This is a genomic window from Acidobacteriota bacterium (assembly GCA_019347945.1).
Classification (GTDB): domain Bacteria; phylum Acidobacteriota; class Thermoanaerobaculia; order Gp7-AA8; family JAHWKK01; genus JAHWKK01.
The window spans coordinates 47,859-72,576 of sequence record JAHWKK010000001.1; the positions used below are offsets into that span (position 1 = coordinate 47,859).

Here is a 24,718-nt window from a genome sequence, read left to right on the forward strand (position 1 = left end):
GGTCCAACTCCGGTATCGCTCGATGGAAAGCGATGACGTCATTGCAGAGGAGACGGTTCTCACATCATTCGACCCGGAGCAAAACAGCGCCGATTACCCTCTCTCACCGTCATACGCCGAACTATCGGGCAGGGCCTCAACTCATCCTCACTGCAGATGGTCGAAAGCTATCGTATCGAGATCGATGCCGACGCGAGAATGTGGGCTTTCGTCTCGCTTACGAACAGCCAAACTGGACAGGTCACCCTGGTTACCCCCCAGTAGAGGCAGTCTCCTGTCTCCTGATTCCTGACTCTGGTTCCTGATCCCTGTATCCTGGATCCTGGATCCTGGATCCTGGATCCTGATTCCTGAATCCTGTCTCCTGAATCCTGCTTCTATGAGCCGAACCACCGCGTGGGCGTTGTATGACTTTGCGAACTCCGCTTTCGCCACGTTGATCGTCACCTTCATCTTCGGTCCCTGGTTCACCCAGCACGTCGCCTCGGATCCCGATACCGGGAGCATTCTCTGGACTCGAGCGCTCAATCTTTCGGCCATCATCGTGGCGCTCTCGACTCCGCTTCTGGGCGCGATGGCGGACGAGTCGGGCCGGCGGAAGCGGTTTCTGATGATCGCCACGTTCGTTTGTGCAGCAGGGACGGCCGGGCTCTGGTTCGTCGGGCCGGGGGACGTTCTCTTTGCGCTCGCCCTGTTCGTCGTCGCGAACACCGCCTTCGAGGCGGGGATCGTCTTCTACAACGCGTTTCTTCCCGACGTCTCGACTCCGGAAACGATCGGACGCGTCTCGGGTGCCGGGATGGGACTCGGGTACGTCGGGGGTCTGATCTGCCTCGGGATCGCGCTCTGGATGATCATGGGAGTCGGCTCCCATCTGGTGACCGCGACCTATCTGCTGGTCGCCGTCTGGGTGATCGTCTTCGCCCTTCCGATGTTCGTGACGGTCCCGGAGTCGCAGAAGAAGAGTGAGATGTCGGTTCCGGAGGCCACCAGGGCGGGTTTTCGAAGTCTCGTCGAGACGTTCCGCCATCTCCGCGAGCTTCGCCATGCGTTCCGGCTGATCATTGCGCGGCTCATCTACAACGACGGACTCGTGACAGTCTTTGGTCTCGCCTCGATCTTCGCGGGCATCACCTTCGGACTCGAGACCCAGGACATCATCATCCTCGGGATCGTGCTCAACGTCGCGGCGGGATTCGGATCGTGGGCGATGGGGTGGGTGCACGACCGAATCGGAGGCAAGCGGACGATCGCGATTACGCTCGTGCTCCTCTTTCTCGCGACGGCGATCGGGGTTTCCGGCGGAATCCGCCTTTTCTGGGTTTGCGCGATCGTCATCGGCGCGATGGTCGGACCGAACCAGGCGGCGAGCAGGGGACTCCTTTCCGAGCTCGTTCCGGATCACAAGCAGGGAGAGTTCTTCGGGCTTTTCGCCTTCTCCGGGAAGATCACGTCGTTCCTGGGGCCGCTGACGTATGGTCTGATCGTCGTGGCGACCGGAAGCCAGCGGTGGGCCATGGGATCGATCTCGCTCTTCTTCCTCCTCGGGCTCGCGATGTTGGCGACGGTGGACGAGAAGGAGGGGATGGAGATGAAGAGGCAGGGGTCAGGGATCAGGGATCAGGGATCAGGGTGAAAAGGCAGGGAGAAAAGCAGGGATCAGGGATCAGGAAAGGCAGGGCGCGAGTGGTCCGCGGGACGCGAGAGTTCGACATGTCCGACTCGTCTGACAGGTCCGACACGTCCGAGCTTCCCTGACCCCTTGATCTATCACGCGAGAAACTCGTCGCCGAAATAGACGCGACCGACGGCCGTAAAGGCCGCTACCAGGGGGACTGCCATCAGCAGGCCCGCGAATCCTGCGAAGATCACCATCAGGGAGCCCGCGAGAATCGTGATCACCGGAGGGATGTGCACCGCCTTTTTCATGATCAGTGGGGTGACGACATTGCTCTCGATCTGCTGGATCACGAGGTATGCGACCAGAACGCCCAACGCTTTCCCGGGACTGTCGACGAAAGCGATGGCGAGCGCGGGAATGGCGCTGAGAAGAGGGCCGAATACCGGGATGAACTCCGATATGCCTGCGAGGAGCCCGAGCGCAAGAGGCGCACGAACATCCAGAAGCCAGAGTGCCAGCGTGGTGAGGGCGCCGATTACAAGCATGCTGATGAACTGCGCGAACAGCCACTGACGCCAGGTGTCCGCAACCGCGTCCAGACCGGCTGAGACCCGTGGGCGCCGGTCCTCTCCGATCAGCATGAGGAAAGATCTGGAGTAGAGACGAGGATTGGCCGCCGTGTAGCAGGCCACTGCAATCACGAGGAGGAATCCCGCAACCGCGCCGGCCAGCCCGCGAAAAATGCCGATGAGATGTTCGCCGACCCCTCCGAGATCCTCGGCGGCCTGGTCCCGCATCGCTTCCTTCAGTTCTTCCCGTGACGGAAGCTCTTCACCAGGAAGCGCAGCCCGGACGCTGGTCCATGTCCGGTGAAGCGCTTCGGGGAGATCCTCCCGAATCTCGGTCACCTGCCTGCCGATCGACGGCCCGATGATCAGATAGAGGCCCCAGATCAAGCCGGCGACTGCGAAGAGCGCCAGCACGACTCCGAATCCGCGGCGAATGCGATGCCGTTCAAGCCTGTCGATGATCGGGGTCAGTCCGACGCCAAGCAGGACGCCGAGAGAGGCGACGAGAAGAATCTCGCGGGCTTTCCAGATCGCGAGAAAAGCGGCGATCATCAGCAGGACGATGAACACCCGGCCGCTGAATGAGGACACCATCAATCCTCCCCCCGGGTCTTGCCGGTATCCCGGATGCTTAGCCTTCGATGAGGACGATCGTCGGGTCGCCGGATGATCATGAGGCCTGCCTCTGCAGGAATCTGTCCGACTTGTCTGACAGGTCCGAGCTTCTCATCTAATCCCTAGTCCCTAATCCCTAATCCCTAATCCCTGTCCTTTCGGAATACCCCCCCGGGGTCGAAGGTTAGGCTCGGTTGCCCTGCCGGGACGGAAGTTCGTGGTATGCCCGCGGGGTTGGTTCATTGAGAGGTTTGAGCTGGCATAGCTCAGTTGGTAGAGCAGCTGATTTGTAATCAGCAGGTCGCGGGTTCGAGTCCCACTGCCAGCTCCACCATGAGCCGCGCATCGAGTGCATGGAGAGATGGCTGAGCGGTCAAAAGCAGCAGACTGTAAATCTGCCGCCCTTCGGGCTACGCAGGTTCGAATCCTGCTCTCTCCACCATCGATCGTTGTGCGTTTCCCCCGGCTCGCCTGGGCGGTGAGGCGAGGGAAACGGATACCGAGTCGAGAATGCGGCGTGTTTCGAGCGGGAGTAACTCAGTTGGTAGAGTCACAGCCTTCCAAGCTGTTGGTCGCGGGTTCGAGTCCCGTCTCCCGCTCCAGATTCGCTTCGCAGGAACCTCTTCGGATCAGGAATCAGTTTCGCCCTCGTAGCTCAGGGGTAGAGCACGTCCTTGGTAAGGACGGGGTCACGAGTTCAAATCTCGTCGAGGGCTCCATCATCGATCCCGACAGGGGAAGGACCACAACGTCATGGCTGCAATCCGCGAAATCATTCACCTCCAGTGCACCGAGTGCAAGCGAAAGAACTACTCGACCACCAGAAACAAGAAGAAGACCACCGAGAAGCTCGAGATGAGCAAGTTCTGCCGGTTCGACCGGAAGCACACCGTCCACAAGGAAGTTAAGTAGGAATAAAGGCCCGGGTGAGCGGTATTTGGCTTCATTTGCGGCCCTCTCGTCCCGTCGATGTCGAAGAGACCGTGCAGGCCAGTAGCTCAATTGGTAGAGCAGCGGTCTCCAAAACCGCAGGTTGGGGGTTCGAGTCCCTTCTGGCCTGCCAGCTCGTAAAAACCAATGCGTCGAGGGACGATGGTCGTCACCTCGGCTGATTTTTGTTCCGGAGCCGATCAAGTCAATGGCAGTCTCTCCAACACAGTGGATCCCGAAAACGCGCGACTACATCCGCGAAACTCGCTCGGAGATGAAGAAGGTCACCTGGCCTTCCAGAAACGAAGTTGTCGCCACGACCGGCGTCGTCCTGATCGCGGTCATCTTTTTCGGCATCTACCTCTGGCTCTGCGATTACGCAATCCTCGCGGGCGTCAAGACCTTCTTCCGGCAGTTCGGAGTCGACATCCCGTGAAGACCTCCGAAGAGAAGAAATGGTTCATCGTCCACACCTACTCCGGATTCGAGGAGCGGGTGCGGCAGAACCTCACCCAGCGGATCGACGCTCTCGGCCTTACCGAAAAGTTCGGCGAGATCCGGATCCCCACCGAGACTCTGGTCGAGATGCGCAGCGGGAAGAAGCGTGAGGTCCAGCGGAAGATCCTTCCCGGCTACATCCTGGTCCAGATGGCGATGGACGACGAGGGATGGCATCTGGTGAAGTCGACCCCGAAGGTCACTGGATTCGTCGGCGCCGGCAAGGAGCCGACACCGCTGACCCAGGAGGAAGTCGATCAGATCTTCGAGCAGGTCGAAGAGGCCCGCGAGAAGCCGAAACCGAAACATCAGTACGAGCACGGAGAGCAGGTCCGGATCATCGACGGGCCCTTCACCAACTTCATCGGAGTCGTCGAGGACGTCAATCTCGACCGGAACACTCTCCGGGTGATGGTGACGATTTTCGGAAGGTCGACCCCGGTCGAGCTCAATTTCCTTCAGGTTACGAGATATGACGCGAGCGAGGATTCGAGCGCCGCGCCGAAGAGATAACGAGGACGCAGGAAGATGGCGAAGAAAGTCACAGGACAGATCAAGCTGCAGATTCCGGCCGGTCAGGCCACGCCGGCACCACCGGTCGGCCCGGCGCTCGGCCAGCACGGTGTCAACATCATGGAGTTCTGCAAGGCGTTCAACGCGCGGACGCAGAAGGAGCAGGGTCTGATCATCCCCGTGGTGATCACGGTGTTTGCCGACCGCTCGTTCACGTTCATCACGAAGACGCCTCCGGCCGCGATTCTTCTGCTCCGGGCGGCGGGACTGCAGAAGGGCTCGGGAGAGCCGAACAAGAACAAGGTCGGGAAGGTCACCAAGGCTCAGGTCGAGGAGATCGCAAAGCTGAAGATGCCCGATCTGAATGCTGCTTCGGTCGAAGCCGCGATGCGCACCGTCGAGGGGACCGCCCGCTCGATGGGGCTCGAAGTCCAGGGTTGAAGCCGGAGCCGGCAATAAAGCCGGCTCCTATCATTAACACTCGTGTAGGAGATGATCCTCGCGGATCATCGTCAGGACTACGGAGGTGCAATTGGCGAAACACGGAAAGAAGTACCGTGCGGCTGCCGAGAAGGTCGAGGCCCGGTCCTACGATCTGAGCGAAGCGCTTGGTCTGCTGAAAGAGATCGCGTACGCAAAGTTCGATGAGACTGTTGAGCTGTCGATGCTTCTCGGAGTCAATCCGAAGCACGCGGACCAGATGGTTCGCGGTACCACCGTCCTGCCTCACGGCACCGGACAGACAAAGCGAGTGATCGTGATTGCCTCGGGTGAGAAGGTCAGGGAAGCCGAAGAAGCGGGCGCAGACTTCGCGGGTGGGGACGACCTCGTCGAAAAGATCCAGGGTGGCTGGACCGATTTCGACGCCGTCATCGCGACACCCGACATGATGCGCTCGGTCGGCAAGCTCGGAAAGGTTCTCGGTCCTCGCGGACTGATGCCGAACCCGAAGACGGGCACCGTGACTTTCGATGTCGGTAAGGCGATCGAGGAGATCAAGGCCGGAAAGGTGGAGTTCCGCGTCGACAAGACGTCGATCATCCACGTCCCGGTCGGAAAGATCTCGTTCTCGGCCGAGCAACTCACCGAGAACACCGCAGCGCTGATCGGAGCCGTAAGGAAGGCTAAACCAGCATCTGCCAAGGGCCGGTACCTTCGGTCGATCTACGTTTCGGCGAGCATGAGCCCGTCGATTCAGATCGACTCGAACGTCGGCGAAGTGGCGGAGTGAGGGGGCGCGGATGAATCGAACCGAAAAGAAAGACTCGATCGCTGCGATGACCGAATCCATTGGAACCGTCACGGACGCATTCGTGATCGACTTCCAGGGGATCTCGGTCCCTCAGGTCACCGAGCTCCGAAAGCAGCTGCGCGAATCCAATTCGCAGTACGTCGTGGTCAAGAACACCCTGGCGCTCATTGCAATCAAGGGGAAGCCCCTCGAGGCTCTGAACGAGCAGTTCAGTGGTCCGACCGCGATTGCCTGGAGCGAGGACCCCGTCGGACTGGCGAAACTTCTCACGAAGTTCGCCAAGGATACGCCGGCGCTCAAATTCAAGGGCGCTCTCCTCGATGGAGAAGCGATTCCGGTCGAGAAGATCGACCAGATCGCTTCGCTGCCGTCGCGCGAAGAGCTCATCGCAAAGCTCGCGTATCTGCTCAACAGCCCGATCCAGGGACTCGTCAACGTTCTCAACGCGAACATCAGAAACCTGGCCGTGGTGCTCGATCAGATTTCGAAACAGAAATCCGACGCCACAGCCGAATGAATCACAGAGAAACTCAATTTCGACCGATTGGTAGATGGAGGCAGTAAAAATGGCTATGACCACCGAACAGTTCGTAACCGAGGTCGAGAACATGTCCGTTCTCGATCTTTCCACCCTCGTCAAGGCCCTCGAGGATCGTTTCGGCGTTTCCGCCGCGGCAGCCGCTGCACCAGTGATGATGCAGGGAGGGGCCGCCGCGCCCGCCGAGGCCGCCGAGGAGCAGACGGAATTCACCGTTGTTCTCGAAGAAGCAGGCGCCAAGAAGATCAACGTGATCAAGGCCGTCCGCGAGGTCACCAGCCTCGGCCTGAAGGAGGCCAAGGACCTGGTCGACGGCGCTCCCGGCACGATCAAGGAAGGCGTCACCAAGGACGAGGCCGCCGACATCAAGAAGAAGTTCGAAGAGGCCGGCGCCAAAGTCAGCGTCAAGTAAACGGATCTCGAGTGCATTCGCGCACGGGCGGCATTTCTGCCGCTCGTGTGCGGTTGTGCTTTTGTGACAGTGTATTGAAACGAGCCGGAAAGGGGGGGAGTGGACCCTTTCAGATCGAGCTCACCATCCCGCGAATCCATTCGTCGTGCCTGCCTGCGACGAATCTCGCCTGAACGCTCTCCAGCCCGAGGGAGAGCACGAACACGGGAGTGACGACCATATGAATGGAGCCCTGCCCAAGCAGGAACCGGTTCGCCACGACTTCTCGAAGATCCGGAGCTACATGACGCTTCCGAATCTGATCGATGTCCAGCGAACGTCTTACGAACGGTTCCTTCAGATGAACCTGCTGCCGGAAGAGCGTGACGACAACGGATTGCAGGCCGTCTTCACCAGCATCTTCCCCTTCGCCGATTTCCGGGAGACCTGCTCTCTCGACTTCGTCCGCTATTCCATCGGCAACTGGGAATGCAAATGCGGAACTCTGAAGGGCCTCGACCATCTCCGCATCCAGTGCCGCTCCTGCGGCGAAAAGATCATCGCAGGCCATCCGCATGACGAAACCGTCATCTGCGGCAAATGCGGTGTGATCAACGAGAACCGGATCGAGATCTGCGACATCTGCGGCAACCCCGTCGATCTGCAGATGAAGTACTCGGTCGAGGAGTGCCAGGAGCGCGGTATGACCTACAGCGTTCCGCTGAAGGTCACCTTCCGCCTGTTCGTCTACGACAAGGATCCCGACACCGGCGCGCGCCACATGCGCGACGCGAAGGAAGAGGAAGTCTACTTTGGCGACATTCCCCTGATGACCGACAACGGGACCTTCGTCATCAACGGAACCGAGCGGGTCATCGTGTCGCAGCTCCACCGCTCTCCCGGCGTGTTCTTCACCAAGGAAGGGCCGCACTCCTACCTCGCCAAGATCATTCCGTATCGCGGTTCGTGGGTCGAGTTCGAGTACGACCAGAAGGGTCTTCTCTACATCCGGATCGACCGGAAGAGGAAGTTCCTCGGAAGCGTCTTTCTCCGCGCGCTCGGACTCACCACCGACGCGGACATCCTCCAGCAGTTCTACACGCCCGTCACCGTGACGCTGCCGGCGAGCGGCAAGAAGGCGAAACTGAGCTTCGACCGCCGCGTCCTCGATCAGGAAGAGGCCAAGGACCGCTACTCGATCCGCGGCCGACGCGAGGTCCGTCCGATCTTTGCCGGAATCAAGCTCGACAAGAAGATGGCGGACATCCTCGAGAAAAAGGGAGAGACCTCGGTCGACATCGATGCCTCCGCGCTCGAAAAGGCGGTCTTCGTCGCCGACGTCGTCGACATGAACACCGGCGAGATTCTCTTCGAGGCGGGCGATTCGGTTCCCCCGGACTGGTCCGCCGTCCTGCGCGAGCACGACATCGACCAGGCCGAGGTGATTTTCCCGGAATGGGATCTGGTCGGCGACATTCTCCTCAACACGGTCCGGAAGGACACGACCAAGACGTTCGAAACCGCAATCATCGAGATCTACCGCCGGATGCGGCCGGGAGATCCTCCCACTCTCGACTCGGCAAAGAATCTCTTCGAGGGGATGTTCTTCGACGCGCGCAAGTATGACTTCTCGCGCGTAGGCCGGTTCAAGTTCAACATCAAGCTCGATCTCGACACCTCGGTCACGCAGAAGACGATGACCCCGGAAGACTTCTTCGTCGTCATCAACTATCTGCTCCGGCTCCGGAAGGACGTCGGGCGCGCGGACGACATCGACAATCTCGGCAACCGCCGCGTACGCGCGGTCGGAGAGCTGCTCGAAAACCAGTTCCGTATCGGACTCGTCCGGATGGAGCGAGCCATCAAGGAGAAGATGTCGGTTCACCAGGACATCGACTCTGCGATGCCGCACGATCTGATCAACTCCAAACCGGTCATCGCGGCGATCAAGGAGTTTTTCGGATCCTCGCAGCTGTCGCAGTTCATGGACCAGACGAACCCGCTGTCGGAGGTCACGCACAAGCGGCGTCTTTCGGCGCTCGGGCCAGGCGGGCTGTCGCGTGAGCGCGCAGGCTTCGAGGTTCGCGACGTTCACCCGACACACTACGGCCGGATCTGTCCGATCGAGACCCCTGAAGGTCCGAACATCGGCCTGATCTCGTCGCTGGCCTGCTACGCACGCATCAACGACTTCGGTTTCATCGAGTCGCCGTACAAGAAGGTCGAGAAGGGTCGCGTTCTCGATCACTATCGCGTCGTGAAGGTCGGCGATACGAGCTTCAAGCTCGGCCAGATCGTCGAGAAGGGCGAGCTCGAGAAGGAGAACGACCGGATCGCACGCGAGGCTGCCAAAACCGCGAAGAAGAGCAAAGCACCGCGACCGGCAGAGGTCGATCCGTGGGCTTTCTACCTCTCCGCCTGGGACGAGGAGAAGTACACGATCGCCCAGGCCAACGCCGTCGTCGACGAGAACGGAAATCTCGTGCACGATCGCGTGATTGCCCGTCAGGCCGGTGAGTTCGTCTCGATCGAGAAGGACAAGATCGACTACATCGACGTCTCGCCCAAGCAGCTCGTCTCGGTCGCGGCATCGCTCGTTCCCTTCCTCGAGAACGACGATGCGAACCGCGCTCTCATGGGTGCCAACATGCAGCGCCAGGGTGTTCCGCTTCTCCGCTCCGAGTCTCCTTTCGTCGGAACGGGGATGGAGGGAACGGTTGCCCGGGATTCCGGCGCCACCGTCGTCTGCAAGAGGGCCGGGATCGTCGATCTCGTCGATTCCAACCGCATCATCGTTCGGGTCGAGGCGGAAGATGTCGATACCGGAGAAATGAAGGAGTTCGGCGCCGACATCTACACGCTGACCAAATTCAAACGTTCGAACCAGAACACGAGCATCACTCAGAAGCCGATCGTTCGCGAAGGGCAGCGGGTCCGCAAGGGACAGGTGCTCGGCGACGGGCCATCGACCGAAGCCGGTGAGCTCGCGCTCGGCCGGAACGTCCTCGTCGCGTTCATGCCGTGGCGTGGTTACAACTTCGAGGACGCGATTCTCGTCTCCGAGAAGCTGGTCAAGGACGATTACTACACGTCGATTCACATCGAAGAGTTTGAGGTCGAGGCACGGGATACCAAGCTCGGTCCCGAGGAGATCACCCGCGACATCCCGAACGTCTCGGAAGCGGCGCTTCGCGATCTCGACGAGTCCGGCATCATCCGCATCGGTGCGACGGTCAAGCCGGGCGACATTCTCGTAGGAAAGGTCGCGCCGAAGGGCGAGACGCAGCTCACGCCCGAGGAGAAGCTTCTCCGCGCGATCTTCGGTGAAAAGGCCGGCGACGTCCGCGATGCTTCGCTGACGGCGCCTCCTGGCATCGAAGGGACGATCGTCGACGTCAAGATCTTCTCGCGAAAGGGTGTCGAAAAGGATGCACGTGCCCGCTCGATCGAAGAGGAAGACATCGACCGGATGAATCGCAACATTCAGGACGAGATCCGGATCATCAACGAAGCCCGAAACAAGAAGATCTTCGAGGTTCTCGGTGACACGAAGATGACCCGCGACGTCGTCGACTTCCGCAGCGGTGAAACGCTCGTGAAGAAGGGCTCGGGAATCGATCGCGACACGATCGGCCAGCTGTCCCGCCGAGAGCTGCTCGCGCTGCCCGTCGACGACGAGATGCGCGAGACGATCCGGATGTTCATCGAGCGCGCCGAGAACCGAATCAACGTTCTCGAGCGTCGCGCCGAGGAACGCCGGGAAGATCTCGAAAAGGGCGACGAGCTGCCCCCGGGCGTCATCAAGATGATCAAGGTCTACGTCGCGATGAAGAGAAAGCTCTCCGTCGGCGACAAGATGGCCGGGCGTCATGGAAACAAGGGCGTCATCTCGCGGATCCTTCCGGAGGAGGACATGCCGTACCTCCCTGACGGGACACCCGTCGAGATCGTTCTGAATCCGCTCGGCGTACCGTCACGAATGAACGTCGGCCAGATTCTCGAGACACACCTGGGCTGGGCCGCGCGAGCGCTTGGTCTTCATTTCGCGACACCGGTGTTCGACGGAGCCACCGAGGAGGAGATCCGTGCTCAACTTCGCGCGGCCAATCTCCCCGAGGGCGGCAAGACGGTCCTTCACGACGGAATGACGGGCGAGCCGTTCGAACAGCAGGTCACCGTTGGTTACATCTACATGCTCAAGCTCTCCCATCTGGTCGACGACAAGATTCACGCTCGGTCGATCGGGCCGTACTCGCTGATCACCCAGCAGCCGCTGGGAGGGAAGGCGCAGTTCGGTGGACAGCGGTTCGGAGAGATGGAGGTCTGGGCTCTCGAGGCGTACGGCGCTGCCTATACGCTTCAGGAGCTCCTCACCGTCAAGTCCGACGACGTCGAAGGCCGTTCGAAGGTCTACGAGGCAATCGTCAAAGGTGAGGTTCCGGAGGATCCGGGCCTGCCCGAGTCGTTCAACGTTCTGGTGCGCGAGCTTCAGTCTCTCTGTCTCGACGTCGAGTTGATGAGCGAATGAAGACGATGACGAAAAACAATAAGACTCCTGACCAAAGAGGAGGCACAGTTGGAAAGTTTTAACCTGTTCCGGCAGTCGAAACAGCAGCGTCCGAACGACTTCAACGCGATCAAGATCTCGCTCGCATCACCGGAGAAGATCCGCAGCTGGTCCTTTGGCGAGGTTACCAAGCCCGAGACGATCAACTATCGGACCTTCAAGCCGGAGCGCGACGGGTTGTTCTGCGCGAAGATCTTCGGACCGACCTCCGACTGGGAGTGTCTGTGCGGCAAATACAAGCGGATGAAGCATCGCGGGGTGATTTGTGACAAGTGTGGCGTCGAGGTCACCAAGTCGAAGGTCCGCCGCGAGCGGATGGGTCACATCGAGCTCGCTTCGCCCGTCTCACACGTCTGGTTTTTCAAGGGTCTTCCCTCGAGAATCGGACACCTTCTCGACATCACCCTCCGCGATCTTGAACGGATCCTCTACTTCGAGAGCTACGTCGTCATCGATGCGGGTGACATCGCGGAGATCATCAGCGAGAAGGAGCTGTTGACCGAGGAGAGGTTCCGTGAGCTCCGCACCGAGCACGGCGAGGTCTTCGTCGCGAAAATGGGCGCGGAAGCGATCAAGGAGCTGCTCTCGCAGGTCGACGTCGAGGAGCTGGCAGACGAGCTGCGACTCCTGATGAGAACCGAAACCTCGCAGGTCAAGAAACTGAAAGCCGCGAAGCGCCTGAAAGTCGTCGATGCGTTCCGCCGCAGCGGCCATCGGCCGGAGTGGATGATTCTCGACGTGATCCCGGTCATTCCCCCGGAGCTTCGTCCTCTGGTTCCGCTCGATGGCGGCCGTTTCGCCACCGCGGACCTGAACGATCTCTATCGCCGGGTGATCAACAGAAACAACCGTCTGAAGAAGCTTCTGGAGCTTCGCGCTCCGGACGTCATCGTCCGGAACGAAAAACGGATGCTTCAGGAGGCTGTCGATGCGCTGTTCGACAACGGCCGGCGTGGCCGCGTCCTGAAAGGCTCGAACAACCGGCCGCTCAAGTCGCTGTCGGACGGCCTTAAGGGCAAGCAGGGGCGATTCCGGCAGAATCTGCTCGGAAAGCGTGTCGACTACTCCGGCCGTTCGGTGATCGTCGTCGGGCCTGAGCTGAAACTTCATCAGTGCGGGATCCCGAAGAAGATGGCGCTCGAGCTGTTCAAGCCGTTCATCTACCATCGGCTCGAGCAGAAGGGTCTCGTCGGGACGATCAAGGCGGCGAAGGAGCTCGTCGAGCATCAGGGGACCGAGGTATGGGATGCTCTGGAAGAGGTGATCAGGGAACATCCGGTTCTGCTGAACCGTGCACCTACGCTTCATCGTCTCGGCATCCAGGCGTTCGAGCCGGTGCTGGTCGAAGGCAAGGCAATCAAGATTCACCCTCTCGTCTGCACGGCGTTCAACGCGGATTTCGATGGAGACCAGATGGCCGTGCACGTCCCGCTCTCACCAAAGGCTCAGATCGAGTCCCAGGTGCTGATGCTGGCGGCCAACAACATCCTGTCGCCCGCGCACGGCCGGCCACTGGCCGTTCCGTCGCAGGATCTCGTGCTCGGTTCGTACTACCTGACGCTCGAGAAGCCGGAAGCGAAGGGTGCTGGTAAAATCTTCGGCAACGCCGAGGATGTCGAGCTCGCGCTGGAGCACAAGGAAGTCGAGCTTCTGACTCCGATCAAGCTCCGTCTGTCGGGCCCGTACATCGATCTGACGCGCCAGCTCATCCGTCAGGACATTGTTCACGCGGAAGTCGAGGAGCTCGACAACGAGATCATCGATACCACCGTGGGAAGAGTCGTCTTCAACTCCCGTCTTCCCGAGAAAGTCCCGTTCATCAACGGCCTGATGAAGAAGAAAGCCGTCCAGGATCTGGTCAACTACGTCTTCATCAATCTCGGAAACGCCGCAACGGTGCAACTGCTCGACGACATGAAGGAGATGGGCTTCCTCTACGCGACTCTCGCGGGCGTCTCGATCGGTATCGACGACATGGTGATTCCGAAGAAGAAGCCGGAGATCGTGGAGCGTGCGCGCAAGTCGGTTCTGGAGGTCGAACGCCAGCGTCTCGATGGTGCGATCACCGCCGGTGAGCGTCACAACAAGATCATCGACATCTGGCATCGGGCGACCGAGCAGGTGTCGGACGAAATGTTTGCTCAGATGCGCCGAGTCGAGGAGGACAAGGGAGAGTTCAACCCGATCTTCATGATGGCCGACTCGGGAGCGCGAGGCTCGCGCGAACAGGTCCGGCAGCTGGCCGGTATGCGAGGTCTGATGTCCAAGCCTTCGGGAGAGGTCATCGAGACACCGATCACGGCGAACTTCCGCGAGGGCCTGTCGGTTCTCCAGTACTTCATCTCGACCCATGGTGCGCGAAAGGGTCTTGCGGATACGGCGCTCAAGACGGCCGACTCCGGTTATCTGACGCGGAGGCTGGTTGACGTCGCGCAGGATGTCATCGTGACCAACGGTGACTGCGACACGATCGATGGGATTACGGTCCAGGCGATCATGGAGGGGGGAGACATTCTCGAACCTCTGCGCGACCGCATCGTCGGCCGCGTTGCGCAGGAAGATCTTCACGATCCGCTGACCACCGAGCTCATCGTCGGGCAAAACGAGGAGGTCACCGAAGAGCTCGCCAACCAGATTCAGGAAGCGGGTATCGAGAGCGTCAAGATCCGTTCGGTTCTGACGTGCGAGACCCGTCGCGGAGTCTGCCAGCGCTGCTACGGGCGTAATCTCGCGACCGGGCGCCTGGTGGAGCTCGGCGAGGCGGTAGGCGTCATCGCCGCCGAGTCGATCGGCGAACCGGGCACGCAGCTCACCATGAGAACCTTCCACGTCGGTGGTACCGCCTCTCGTGTGTCCGAGCAGTCCAAGCACGAGGCCACCAACCCAGGGATCGTCCAGTTCGCCAACGTCAACACGGTCACCAACATCGATGGCAATCTCGTCGCGGTCAACCGCAACGGGAAATTGCTGATCGTCGACGAGAATGGTCGCGAGAAGGAGCGTTACCAGATCGTCTACGGATCAACTCTGAAGGTGCACGACGGCCAGAAGGTCAAGCCGGGTCAGAGCCTCGTCGAATGGGATCCGTTCACCTCGGCGATTCTCACCGAGATCAACGGTAAGGTCGAGTTCCGCGACATCGTCGAGGGTGAGAACGTCCGCGAGGAGACCGATCGCGTCACGGGTCTGACGCAGATGGTCATCGGCGAATCGATCGCCGCCGAGAAGCGAACCCCGACCGTCATGGTCATCGGAAAGAAGAGTGCCGAGAAGAAATACCTCCTTCCCATCGGGGCGCATCTGATCGTCACGGAGGGTCAGCAGGTCCATCCCGGAGACATCATCGCGAAGATTCCGCGAGCCACGACCAAGACGAAGGACATCACCGGCGGTCTTCCCCGGGTGGTCGAGCTCTTCGAGGCCCGTCATCCCCGCGACAGGGCGGAGATCACCGAGGTCGACGGTACCGTCCATCACGGACCGATCGTCAAGGGCAAACGCGAAGTCGTCGTGGAGACCGAGGACGGACAGCAGTTCACGTATGCCGTGCCGCGCCAGGCGCACATCAACGTGCAGGAAGGCGAGCACGTTCGTGCCGGCGATGCCCTGATCGACGGATCGATCGATCCGCATGACATCCTCGCGGTTCTCGGAGTCAAGGAGCTGCAGCGCTACCTGGTCGACAAGATCCAGGAGGTCTACCGCTCACAGTCGGTCGCGATCAACGACAAGCACATCGAAGTCATCGTCCGTCAGATGTTGCGGTCGGTGAAGGTGACGCGCGTCGGCGATACCGACTTCCTGATCGACGAGCAGGTCGACCGGTTCCGGTTCCTCGAGGAGAACGAGAAGGTCATCATGCGCGGTGGTGAGCCGGCAGACGGTACGCCGATGTTGCTCGGAATCACCAAGGCCTCGCTTTCGACCGAATCGTTCATCTCCGCGGCTTCGTTCCAGGAGACCACGAGGGTTCTCACCGAAGCTGCCATCTCGGGTCGGGTCGACTACCTCCGAGGCCTCAAGGAGAACGTCATTGTCGGGCGACTGATCCCGGCAGGTACGGGGACGGCCGACTTCCATCGCCTTCAGCTCGAAAGAGACGAGCCGGTACTCGATCTCGACGAGCAGCTCGCGGCGGAAGCGGATGCGGCTCTCGCGTTTGCCGACTTCGACGACGAGATCTGATCGCGTAAGTCACTTGCAGTAATTCGAGAGGCAGGCGCCGAGAGCGCCTGCCTCTTTTTTCATACCTCTCGTCCGGATTCGAATATCAGGTGACCGCACCGACGCCGAGTACGACCATGAGAATGACGATGATCGCGATCGCGAGAAAGATGAAGAAGAGTATCTTCGCCACCTTCTTTGCGCCGCTCGCGACGCCCGTGAAACCCATCGCACCGGCGATGACCGCAATGATGAATGCAATGATTGCCCACCAGAGTAGATCCATTCGTGTCCTCCTGCCGATCCCCGGGTTCATGGTCGGTGCCATGATGAGATCCTTGGCCGGCAAAATCACTGTCGTGTCGCCCTCTTTCCGAAGATCCGGCCGCATCCGTCGACGACGTCCTGATCGGCCAGATTTGTCGCCCGAGGTCTTTGTTTCCGCGCGCGCCATCCACGTAACCTCCATCACTTCAGTTATTTGGGCTTGTGGTTGAAATGCGTCAACTTTTGAAAAACAATTACACCACTGAAAGGCGGTCGGCCGGCGACAGCCTCCCACAAAAACAGGAGGGTTTGTTAATCATGAAGAAGCTCAGTCTATTGACTCTGTCATTGTTACTCTGCGCGCCCACGTTTGCGGGGCAGTTCATCACCGTAGACAACCCGGTGCCCAACAGCTACATTGTCGAGTTCACACCGGCCGCAGTGGAGGCTGCAAACCAGGCACACGGCAAGGGCAAGGGCGTTGCTGCTCTCGCTCAGGAGCTCGCCGGACGCAGCGGAGGCAGCGTGGATCGAGTCTACAACCATGCGATTCGCGGGGCAGCGATGACGATCTACAACCCGAAGCAGGCGGAGGCTCTGTCGCGAAACCCGAACGTCCGGCTCGTCGAGCAGGACGGCTACGTTTCGATCGACGCGACGCAGTCGAATGCCACATGGGGTCTTGATCGTGTGGATCAGCGCGACCTGCCCCTCAGCGGGACCTATACGTACAACACGACCGCTTCGAACGTCAACGCCTACATCATCGACACCGGCATCCGTACGTCGCACGACGACTTCGGGGGGCGGGCCCTCCACGGCTACGACGCCGTCGACGGCGATTCGAATGCCTCGGATTGCAACGGACACGGCACGCATGTCGCGGGGACAGTCGGTGGAACCACGTGGGGAATCGCCAAGGGAGTCACGCTCTACGCTGTTCGGGTCCTCGACTGCAACGGATCCGGAACAACGTCCGGTGTGATCGCCGGCATCGACTGGGTGACCCAGAATCACATCGCGCCCGCGGTCGCGAACATGAGCCTCGGTGGCGGCGCATCCACCTCGCTCGATAACGCCGTCGAGAATTCGATCGCCGCTGGCGTCACCTACGCGGTGGCGGCCGGGAACGACAACGCGGATGCGTGCAACAGCTCGCCTGCCCGTGTCGACGCTGCACTGACGGTCGGCTCGAGCACGTCCTCGGACTCCCGCTCCTCGTTTTCTAACTGGGGAAGCTGCGTCGACATCTTCGCTCCCGGATCGAGCATCACCTCGGCCTGGTACACGAGCGATACTGCGACCAACACGATCAGCGGCACGTCGATGGCCTCTCCGCACGTCGCGGGAGCCGCCGTGCTTTATCTCGCCGATAACCCCGGCGCCTCTCCTTCGACCGTCTTTCAGGCGATTCTCGGCGATGCGTCGGCGAACAAGCTTTCGAGCATCGGCAGCGGATCGCCGAACCTTCTGCTCTACACCCTCTTTGGCGACGGTGGCGGAGGTGGTGGCGACACCGAGCTTTCCAACGGCGTCTCGGTCTCAGCTTCCGGTGCGAGTGGCTCGCAAACGTATTACTACCTGGACGTTCCTTCCGGCGCATCGAAGCTGACCGTCACAATCAGTGGTGGGAGCGGCGACGCCGACCTCTACGTGAAGTTCGGGAGCAAGCCGACCCTGTCGAGCTATGACTGCCGTCCCTACAAAAACGGGAACGAAGAGACCTGCACGTTCAACTCTCCTGCGGCGGGTACCTGGTGGATCATGCTCCACGGCTATACGTCCTACTCGGGCACGTCGCTGACGGGAACCTACGAAACAGCGGCATCCTGCGGAGACGAGATCTACACCGGAACGCTTTCCGGCAGCGGCGACTCCGACGTTCATCCGGACGGAACCTATTACCACTCTTACGCTGGTACGCACCGTGGCGTTCTCGACGGCCCCTCCGGCACCGACTTCGACCTCTATCTGTACAAATGGAACGGGTCGAGCTGGAGCTTGGTGGCGAGGTCGATCAGCAGCACGTCTCACGAGGAGATCAACTACAGCGGAACCACCGGCTACTACTACTGGAGGATAAAATCGTACAGCGGGTCCGGCAGCTACACATTCTGCCTGACCCGGCCGTAAACCGACGGCTTCCGCTTCGACCGATTCCGGGGTCCGCCGCTCACACGGCGGACCCTTTTTTTTGACCACGGTCCGTTACTCGAAAAGCATCCGCCAGGCGGGTGCGCGGCGTCCGCCGGGAGGAGTTTCATCTGACCGGACTCTCTACCGGCCACCCTCCGAATATCATGGTTCGCTGTCGAGACCTCCGTATCTCTCGAACCATGCGAGCACATGCGCGGGCTTCGCGATCAACCGGCTCGGGCGTGCAACGATGCCGTGCGAAGCTCCCGGCACGCGGACGAGCGCCGTCGGTACACCCCGAAGCTTGAGCGCCTGGTAGAACTGCTCGCTCTCCGAGATCGGAGTGCGGTAGTCCTCTTCGCCCGTCAGGAGCATCGTCGGCGTCGAGACGTTTCCGACGAGCGACAAGGGGGAACGCTTCCAGTAGTGCTCGACCTCCTCCCACGGAAGTCCGGGAAACCAGTACCGATGAAAGAAACTGTAGAAGTCCGCCGTCAGCGCGAAGCTCGTCCAGTTGATCACCGGTTTCGCCACGACCGCTGCGCGGAATCGATCGGTCTTTCCGACGATCCAGGCCGACAGCACACCGCCGCCGCTTCCCCCCGTCACGTAAAGCCTGGCGGGATCGACGAAACCTCGTTCCAGAACCGCGTCGACACCCGCCATCAGATCGTCGTAATCCTGCCCCGGATAGTTGTGATGAATGAGGTTGCCGAGCTCCTCACCGTAGCTCGTGCTGCCTCGTGGATTCGCGTAGAGAACGACGTATCCCGCCGCCGCGTACAGCTGAATCTCGGGCGAAAATCTCGGACCGTAGTTCGCAAAGGGCCCGCCGTGGATCTCCAGAATCAGCGGATACGATTTCGTTGGATCGAAATCCGGAGGCGTCACGAGCCAGCCCTGGATCCGACGCCCGTCGTACGACGACTCCCACCACAGCTCCTCGGTCTTTCCGAGATCCCGGAACGCGAGCAGATCGCGGTTGAGGTTCGTCAGGCGTTTCGCGTCCCCCCGCCCTCGAACGCCTGAGAAAAGATCTGCCGGGTAGTCGGGCGAGGTCCCGGTGTAAACGTAGCGATCATTTCGTGCGAGAGAGAACGATCCACCGGGGTAGGGGCGGCCGATCGAGGTTCCTCCGACGTTGGAGGCGACGGTCTCGAGTCGGGAGTCGAGCGAGACGGATCCGATTTTCGTGACGCCCTCGTCGTCGTATTGAAACCAGATGCGCCGTCCATCCTGCGACCAGACGGGATCATCGACGCTCCGGTCGAGCGACCCGGTCAGGACGCGCCGGGAACTTCCGTCGCGATTCATGACGTAAAGCCGCGTGATCTGGTATCCCTGATAGCGGTCATCGAAGCCGGTGAAGGCGATCGATCTGCCGTCGGGAGAGATGGCGGGGCTTCCGTCGGGTCCGTCGCGGTCGGTGAGGCGGACGATCGCCCCGTCCTCGATCGATACGCGATAGAGCTCGCTCTCCAGCGGGTCGGTCTCCCAGTCCTCGTTTCGATTTGCAGAAACCACGATCGACCGCCCGTCGCTGTCCCAGGCAACCGAGGGGCCGTGATCGAAGTCCCCCGAGGTCAGCTGCCTCGGCGTCCCTCCGTCGGCCGGAACCACGAAGAGGTGATCGAATCCTTCTTCGAGGTATCCGGCGCCATCCGAACGGTATTGGAGCGACTCGATCACCTTGAGCGGTTCCGCCCACTTCGCTCCTTCGGGCGGTTTAGGCATCTTCGCGAGCGGCTCCCGCTCGCTCGGCACCTTCATCGTGAATGCGATCCAGTTTCCATCCGGCGACCAGGTGACGCCGCGCGGCGAGTCGGGAAGCTGCGTGAGTCGCGCCGTCTCGCCCGAGCCCAGCCATCGGACGAAAAGTTGCGCGGAACCCTCCGACGACGAGACGTAGACGATGCGCCCCCCCTCGGGCGACCAGCGCGGAGAGGTGTCGTTGCGCAGGCCGCTGGTCACCGGACGATGCCTTCGGCCGTCGAAATCGATTGCCCAGAGATTCGCTCGCCGGCGGTCCGACTGAACGTCCATGAAGTTCCGGACGTAGACGATCGATTGCCCGTCCGGAGACAGCCGCGGATCGGATGCCCATTCGAGCTCGAACATGTCCATCGGCTCGAGCGGTCGGGGAGCATCCGCGCCTGCTGCGGCTCCGGCAGCCATTAGTGAAAAGATCAGCGGTACGAGTCGTTTCATCACTATCCCCCTTCGAGCTGGATTCTCATCCGTCTGCGTGACTCTACTTTAACCGCACCTCCGGGAACGGGGAGGCAATCGCCGTCACGGTAGGTCTCTTGCACGCGCCGGGGCCGTGCTGAGTCTGCTGTTTCTCCTCGCGGCGGCGTTGCCCGTTTCCGCTGAAGAGCCCGATCCGCCGCCGGAGGAGCAGGTCGTGGCGGAGGTGATCGTTGTGACGCCTTCGAAACCGATCGATACCGACCGTCAGGCGTGGACCAGGATCTCCCGCTCCTCGATCCAGTCGGGCCAGCGCGCAATGTCGAGCTGCGTCGTGACAGTCCAGGTCAGACTGTTGCTCGACGCATAGAATGACGGTGACGCGTCCGCCGGGATCCGGATCGATGCGCCTTCGTTGAATGGCATGTTCGGAGAGAGCGTTCGTGCGCCCGCGACGTTCAGCTGCTGCTCGAAGACGACGTGGCGGTGCGTGGTTTTGTTCGTGCCGGAGCCGCTGACGACGATCTCGGTCGCCACAACCTTCGCGGTTGCGCCGTTGAGCTCCACGGGGTTCTCCGGCCGGCAACCGATGCTCACGCGAACCTCTTCGCCCGCCCGGATCAGTGCGGGCTCGACCGTGAGCTTCACCTGACCGAGTTTCTTCCGGGCGACCATGTTCCGGACTACCTTCAGGAGGATACCGAGGAACAGCGCGATGACCACGAGTCCCCCGACCCCCCACATCAACGCTTCGATGAGTGCGACCTCCCCTCTCGTGAACCCGATTCCCTGCCGGACCGCCGCCCCCAAAATAAAGACCAACGGTCCCAGAAAAACGAAGAGACAGCCAATTGCCACGAGGTTGCCGACCCAGCCACCCGATATTGTGGGCGCTGCGGCCGCTCCGCCGGAGGTCTGTTCCTTCAGTTTGGCAGGCAGATACGTTTCCGAGCCGGCAGCGGTGAGCCAGTTTGGTTCCGCCTCCGGGTTGGGTCTCAACACGACTTCCTCTTCCACCCTCGGATCGATCGCCCAGGGAATATCGGCGGTCGCGTAGACTTCCCAGACGACGTTCAGGAGGGTGCCGTGGTAGGTGTAGGGGCCTGCCGGAAACTCGAATGCGAAAGGGCGCCGGAAAACCGTACCGGCGGTCCATTCGCCTTCGAAAAGCGTCTCGAACACGATCCTTTCGGTAACACTGTTGCCCCTGCCGTGGGTGCGCCATCGAAGTCCGACCTCGAGTCCGTCGCACCGGACGTCCTTGTCGATTCGCACGTCGATGATTCCGCGCACGGTCTCGCCCGGGCGGAAAGTATTCTTCCCTTCATCCAGATGCAGTGTCAGATCACATTTCGCCATTGCGTCTCCTTCTCGCTGCTGCGCAGCATGTTCTGATAGTCCTCGTAGAGCTGGTCGAGCAGCGAGCGGAGATCATCGCCGTATTGTTCGACGAGATCGCGGGCGATGGCGCGGCTCATCACCGGCAGGGATCCGTCACCCGCACGCGCCCGCTCCAGCCTTCGGCTCACGATCTCGAGAAGCAGGTCTTCATCGAGCCCGCTCACCGTGATCGTACGGCTGACCAGACCCTTCGCGCGCAGTTCGTCGGTCAGATCCTCGTGACTCGCGAGCACGAGTGTCGCACCGGTACGACGGGCCTCGCGAAAGAGCCGGCGGCGCCGGCGCCGTGGCAGGCGCTGTGCTTCGTCGAGAAGAAGAGCCGGCCCACCCCCCGGTCGGGCCTCGAGGCGGGGGAGCGAAGGTAGGGGCTCGTCTTCCGCGAGATAGACGTACGGGGCGCCGCGGAAGCGCCTCTGCAGCAGCCGGAGACGGGCTGTCTTGCCCCGGCCAGCCTCCCCCAGAAACTGGAGAACTGCTCGCGGTTTAGCCAGCCAGTCGAGCAGTTCGGCTTCGTTCGAAAGTACGATGAGATCGCCCACGACATCCAATGGCGGCTCACCGAACGGGTTCCGGCGGAGATTGAGCCGCGACCAGGGAGACACCTCGCCGCGCATGACCGGGGAGAGTAGCACGGCAGCGGCCGTTCCGGGTGCTCGATCTGAACCGGGAGCGGGCGACACCTCCGCCAGGACGGCGGGGCGTCAGTTCCCCTCGAGCACACGCGCCTCGATCGAACGGAACCGAGGGGTGTGCCGGATCGGGTCCCATGCCGCGTCGACCCTGAGGAAGGCGAGATGAACCTCACGCTCCTCCAGCGCCCTGTCGAGTCGGTCGAGCGCCGCGTCGGTGCTGCCGAGGACGCTTTCGATCCTCGCCACCAACGTCTGGGGTACGTAGCGTGGACGTGGCGGTTTGTCGAGCCGCCGGATCGCCTTCGATGCGCCGGCTCGCTTCCCCCACAGCGCGTAGAGCTCCGCGAGCGCGACCTCGACTTCCGGATAGTCGGATCTTTCACGAGAGAGCGCCTGCAGCTCGTCATGAGCCTCTTCGAACATTCCCTGTCGCGCCAGTGCCAGCGCCAGAACGATGCGCGCTCCGGCCGCGGAGCTTCTCTGGATCAGCGTCCGATGCCCGTGCTCCTGTGCGTCGATCCACCGCCGCCCGAAGTAGAGCACTCGTGTCGCGCGCTCGCCCAACTCCGGGTTCAGACTGTCGAGTACGACCGCGCGTTTGGCGTCGACGACCGCCTCGTCGGGCCTCCCCACGCAGACCAGGATCTCGGCACGGCTGATCAGGCTTTCGGGCGATTCCCGAAGGCCGGAGACGATGGTCAGTGCCTGTTCCCACTTCCAGTCCATGAAGGCCCGCATTCGAGCGCAGGCCAGCTTCGTCTCGTCGCTCGGGTGAATCGCTTCGGCTCTGGAAGCCTCGGAGAGCGCTTGATCTCGAACCGCGGATGTGGGAGCGAAGCCATTCAGTGCTTCCTGAAGCCGGGCTTCGGCCAGTCTGGCGTGCCCGAGCGCAAATGCAGGCATGCTCGTCACCGCGCGTTCGAGCGCTTCGATCGCGCGTCGAAAGCCGCTGCTGGTTCCTCGCGAAAGATCGCTGCGCACCGCTCCGAGGATCTCGACGGTTTCGCTCGAAAGCTCCGGCTGCGAGGTCATCTCGACGGTGGCATCGACCGCCGGTCTGCGAAACGGGAGGTGCGGGCCGAGCGTCTTCACGATGTTCGAGATCAAACCTTCGATTGACGCCTCGCCGGTATCGACCAGACGTTCTCGTCCGCCCCAGATCTGTGCGCCGCGGGAAGTATCGATCAGCTGGAGCTGCACGAGAACGGAGCCCGAAGATCTGCGAATCGAGCCGGCGATGACGAGCGTGGCCTCGAGCGCAGATCCCGCCTCTTCCGGATCGGGTCGGGCGCCAAGCTTTCTGATCCGGCTGCGCGCGACGACCTCCAACGCCGTCTCGTTGGCGAGCCGGTTCTGAATCTCCTCGGCGACGGTCATCCCGACCGATTCCAGCTCGGGATCCTCATCCGGCGTCTCCAGATCGAGAACGGCGAGCGTTGCGCGTCCCCGCTTCCTCACGACCGGCAGGTAGCCGGAGAGCGTCTCGTGATCCCCTTTCAGAAGCGCGTCGAGGGCCGATCGGAGCTCTTCTCCCTCCGGAAACCGATCCTCGACGTTCTTTTCGAGACTCTTCATCACGATCGACTCGAGGTCCGACTGAATCGCTGCGTCGATGGCCGGCAGGGGTCGCGGCTCTTCCTTCATGATTGCGTGCATCGTTTCGGCCGCCGTCTTGCGCGCAAAGGGTCTCGAGCCGACCAGCATCTCGTAGAGCACGCAGCCGAGCGAGAAGATGTCGCTCGCAGGCCCTGTCTCTTCTCCGGCAGCCTGTTCCGGCGACATGTAACCGACCGTGCCGAGAACAAAGCCTGCCGGCGTTTTCACGATCGTCTGTTCGGTGCTGTTGATCTCCCGCATGGAGGTGTCGAGCCGCGCAATGCCGAAATCGAGCACTTTCGCTCCGTGTACCGTCAGGAAGATGTTTTCCGGCTTGATGTCACGATGCGTGATTCCGCGGGCATGTGCGGCCGCAAGAGCACGCGCGACGTCGAGCGTGATCCTGAGCGCCTCGCGGTAATCGATCCTTCTTTCATCTCCGATGCGCTCCCGAAGAGTCTGTCCTTCCAGCAGCTCGGTCACGACGTAGCGTAGGTCTCCGTCGTGCCCTACGTCGAAAATCGAGACGATGTGCGGGTGGGAGAGGGCGGCGACCACCTTCGCTTCCCGCTCGAATCGCTCGAGAACGTCCGCGCGGGAGGTGAGGTGGGGCGAGAGCACCTTGACCGCGACGTCCCGGTCGAGCCGGGAATCATGAGCGCGATAGACCTCGCCCATACCCCCCGCACCGAGCAGTCCCTGGATTTCGTAGGGACCGAGCAGTGTGCCTGACTCAATCGGCATGCGACGGAGTATAACTTCGGGGAAGATTCGCATTCGCGGGGCTTGACAGATGGCGATCCCAGGTGTATTAGTACAGCAGTACAGCAACTCACCTCGA

The 24,718-nt window shown here is 61.3% G+C and carries 17 protein-coding genes and 5 tRNA genes; 16 read left to right on the plus strand and 6 right to left on the minus strand.

Annotated features, from left to right (window positions below):
• Nucleotides 1–379 precede the first annotated feature (379 nt).
• Entirely contained in the window at nucleotides 380–1,636 is a 1,257-nt protein-coding gene (locus tag KY459_00185) for an MFS transporter (GenBank protein MBW3563130.1), read from the plus strand.
• Nucleotides 1,637–1,770: 134 nt separating this feature from the next.
• On the opposite strand, the gene KY459_00190 is transcribed toward KY459_00185, so the two are convergent.
• Nucleotides 1,771–2,781, minus strand: coding sequence for an AI-2E family transporter (locus tag KY459_00190; GenBank protein ID MBW3563131.1), 1,011 nt, complete (start codon nucleotides 2,779–2,781; stop codon nucleotides 1,771–1,773).
• A gap of 279 nt (nucleotides 2,782–3,060) precedes the next feature.
• Here KY459_00190 and KY459_00195 point away from each other — a divergent pair.
• The 14 genes from KY459_00195 (at nucleotide 3,061) to rpoC (ending at nucleotide 15,679) form a co-directional block, all read left to right on the plus strand.
• Nucleotides 3,061–3,136: transfer RNA gene (locus KY459_00195), tRNA-Thr, on the plus strand.
• A gap of 24 nt (nucleotides 3,137–3,160) precedes the next feature.
• Nucleotides 3,161–3,247 (plus strand) — tRNA-Tyr (locus KY459_00200).
• An 84-nt stretch (nucleotides 3,248–3,331) separates the two neighbouring features.
• A tRNA-Gly gene (locus KY459_00205) sits at nucleotides 3,332–3,407 on the plus strand.
• A 42-nt stretch (nucleotides 3,408–3,449) separates the two neighbouring features.
• A tRNA-Thr gene (locus tag KY459_00210) sits at nucleotides 3,450–3,524 on the plus strand.
• 34 nt (nucleotides 3,525–3,558) lie between these two features.
• Complete coding sequence (gene rpmG / locus KY459_00215) at nucleotides 3,559–3,717, plus strand: 50S ribosomal protein L33 (GenBank protein ID MBW3563132.1); 159 nt, start codon at nucleotides 3,559–3,561, stop codon at nucleotides 3,715–3,717.
• 75 nt (nucleotides 3,718–3,792) lie between these two features.
• Nucleotides 3,793–3,868 (plus strand) — tRNA-Trp (locus KY459_00220).
• 75 nt (nucleotides 3,869–3,943) lie between these two features.
• The gene (gene secE / locus KY459_00225; GenBank protein MBW3563133.1) at nucleotides 3,944–4,171 is read left to right on the plus strand and encodes a preprotein translocase subunit SecE; all 228 of its coding nucleotides are present in this window, start codon (nucleotides 3,944–3,946) and stop codon (nucleotides 4,169–4,171) included.
• Nucleotides 4,168–4,746, plus strand: a complete 579-nt coding sequence (nusG, locus tag KY459_00230; GenBank protein ID MBW3563134.1) for a transcription termination/antitermination protein NusG — start codon at nucleotides 4,168–4,170, stop codon at nucleotides 4,744–4,746. Before secE ends, nusG begins: the two co-directional genes overlap by 4 nt.
• 15 nt (nucleotides 4,747–4,761) lie before the next feature.
• On the plus strand, nucleotides 4,762–5,187 hold the full coding sequence (rplK, locus tag KY459_00235) for a 50S ribosomal protein L11 (GenBank protein ID MBW3563135.1): 426 nt from the start codon (nucleotides 4,762–4,764) through the stop codon (nucleotides 5,185–5,187).
• Nucleotides 5,188–5,278: 91 nt separating this feature from the next.
• Nucleotides 5,279–5,977, plus strand: coding sequence for a 50S ribosomal protein L1 (gene rplA / locus KY459_00240; GenBank protein ID MBW3563136.1), 699 nt, complete (start codon nucleotides 5,279–5,281; stop codon nucleotides 5,975–5,977).
• Nucleotides 5,978–5,987: 10 nt separating this feature from the next.
• Entirely contained in the window at nucleotides 5,988–6,515 is a 528-nt protein-coding gene (gene rplJ / locus KY459_00245; GenBank protein ID MBW3563137.1) for a 50S ribosomal protein L10, read from the plus strand.
• A gap of 49 nt (nucleotides 6,516–6,564) precedes the next feature.
• On the plus strand, nucleotides 6,565–6,948 hold the full coding sequence (gene rplL, locus KY459_00250; protein ID MBW3563138.1) for a 50S ribosomal protein L7/L12: 384 nt from the start codon (nucleotides 6,565–6,567) through the stop codon (nucleotides 6,946–6,948).
• 220 nt (nucleotides 6,949–7,168) lie between these two features.
• A complete protein-coding gene (gene rpoB, locus KY459_00255; protein MBW3563139.1) occupies nucleotides 7,169–11,455 on the plus strand; it encodes a DNA-directed RNA polymerase subunit beta in 4,287 nt (1,428 codons plus the stop codon).
• Nucleotides 11,456–11,518: 63 nt separating this feature from the next.
• The gene (gene rpoC / locus KY459_00260) at nucleotides 11,519–15,679 is read left to right on the plus strand and encodes a DNA-directed RNA polymerase subunit beta' (protein MBW3563140.1); all 4,161 of its coding nucleotides are present in this window, start codon (nucleotides 11,519–11,521) and stop codon (nucleotides 15,677–15,679) included.
• An 85-nt stretch (nucleotides 15,680–15,764) separates the two neighbouring features.
• Here rpoC and KY459_00265 read toward each other — a convergent pair whose 3' ends face one another.
• On the minus strand, nucleotides 15,765–15,944 hold the full coding sequence (locus tag KY459_00265; GenBank protein ID MBW3563141.1) for a DUF1328 domain-containing protein: 180 nt from the start codon (nucleotides 15,942–15,944) through the stop codon (nucleotides 15,765–15,767).
• Between the two features lie 299 nt (nucleotides 15,945–16,243).
• Between KY459_00265 and KY459_00270 the strand changes: the two genes are divergently transcribed.
• Nucleotides 16,244–18,058 carry a S8 family peptidase gene (locus KY459_00270; protein MBW3563142.1) on the plus strand — a complete coding sequence of 605 codons (1,815 nt, stop codon included), beginning with the start codon at nucleotides 16,244–16,246 and terminating at the stop codon, nucleotides 18,056–18,058.
• 165 nt (nucleotides 18,059–18,223) lie between these two features.
• Here KY459_00270 and KY459_00275 read toward each other — a convergent pair whose 3' ends face one another.
• From KY459_00275 to KY459_00290, 4 genes are all read right to left on the minus strand, one after another.
• Complete coding sequence (locus tag KY459_00275) at nucleotides 18,224–20,269, minus strand: S9 family peptidase (protein ID MBW3563143.1); 2,046 nt, start codon at nucleotides 20,267–20,269, stop codon at nucleotides 18,224–18,226.
• A 246-nt stretch (nucleotides 20,270–20,515) separates the two neighbouring features.
• The gene (locus KY459_00280; GenBank protein ID MBW3563144.1) at nucleotides 20,516–21,607 is read right to left on the minus strand and encodes a sporulation protein; all 1,092 of its coding nucleotides are present in this window, start codon (nucleotides 21,605–21,607) and stop codon (nucleotides 20,516–20,518) included.
• Nucleotides 21,589–22,281, minus strand: coding sequence for a hypothetical protein (locus KY459_00285; protein MBW3563145.1), 693 nt, complete (start codon nucleotides 22,279–22,281; stop codon nucleotides 21,589–21,591). The genes KY459_00280 and KY459_00285 overlap by 19 nt, the downstream gene beginning before the upstream one ends.
• A gap of 69 nt (nucleotides 22,282–22,350) precedes the next feature.
• Nucleotides 22,351–24,621, minus strand: coding sequence for a protein kinase (locus tag KY459_00290; GenBank protein MBW3563146.1), 2,271 nt, complete (start codon nucleotides 24,619–24,621; stop codon nucleotides 22,351–22,353).
• Nucleotides 24,622–24,718: the final 97 nt, after the last annotated feature.

Bases quoted from the DNA above. Each gene is read 5' to 3' on its own strand.
- rplK (MBW3563135.1), top strand. From the start codon at position 4,762: ATGGCGAAGAAAGTCACAGGACAGATCAAGCTGCAGATTCCGGCCGGT.
- KY459_00275 (MBW3563143.1), bottom strand. From the start codon at position 20,269: ATGAAACGACTCGTACCGCTGATCTTTTCACTAATGGCTGCCGGAGCC.
- KY459_00280 (MBW3563144.1), bottom strand. From the start codon at position 21,607: ATGGCGAAATGTGATCTGACACTGCATCTGGATGAAGGGAAGAATACT.
- KY459_00265 (MBW3563141.1), bottom strand. From the start codon at position 15,944: ATGGATCTACTCTGGTGGGCAATCATTGCATTCATCATTGCGGTCATC.
- KY459_00185 (MBW3563130.1), top strand. From the start codon at position 380: ATGAGCCGAACCACCGCGTGGGCGTTGTATGACTTTGCGAACTCCGCT.
- rplJ (MBW3563137.1), top strand. From the start codon at position 5,988: ATGAATCGAACCGAAAAGAAAGACTCGATCGCTGCGATGACCGAATCC.
- rpoB (MBW3563139.1), top strand. From the start codon at position 7,169: ATGAATGGAGCCCTGCCCAAGCAGGAACCGGTTCGCCACGACTTCTCG.
- secE (MBW3563133.1), top strand. From the start codon at position 3,944: ATGGCAGTCTCTCCAACACAGTGGATCCCGAAAACGCGCGACTACATC.
- KY459_00290 (MBW3563146.1), bottom strand. From the start codon at position 24,621: ATGCCGATTGAGTCAGGCACACTGCTCGGTCCCTACGAAATCCAGGGA.
- rpmG (MBW3563132.1), top strand. From the start codon at position 3,559: ATGGCTGCAATCCGCGAAATCATTCACCTCCAGTGCACCGAGTGCAAG.
- rplL (MBW3563138.1), top strand. From the start codon at position 6,565: ATGGCTATGACCACCGAACAGTTCGTAACCGAGGTCGAGAACATGTCC.
- KY459_00270 (MBW3563142.1), top strand. From the start codon at position 16,244: ATGAAGAAGCTCAGTCTATTGACTCTGTCATTGTTACTCTGCGCGCCC.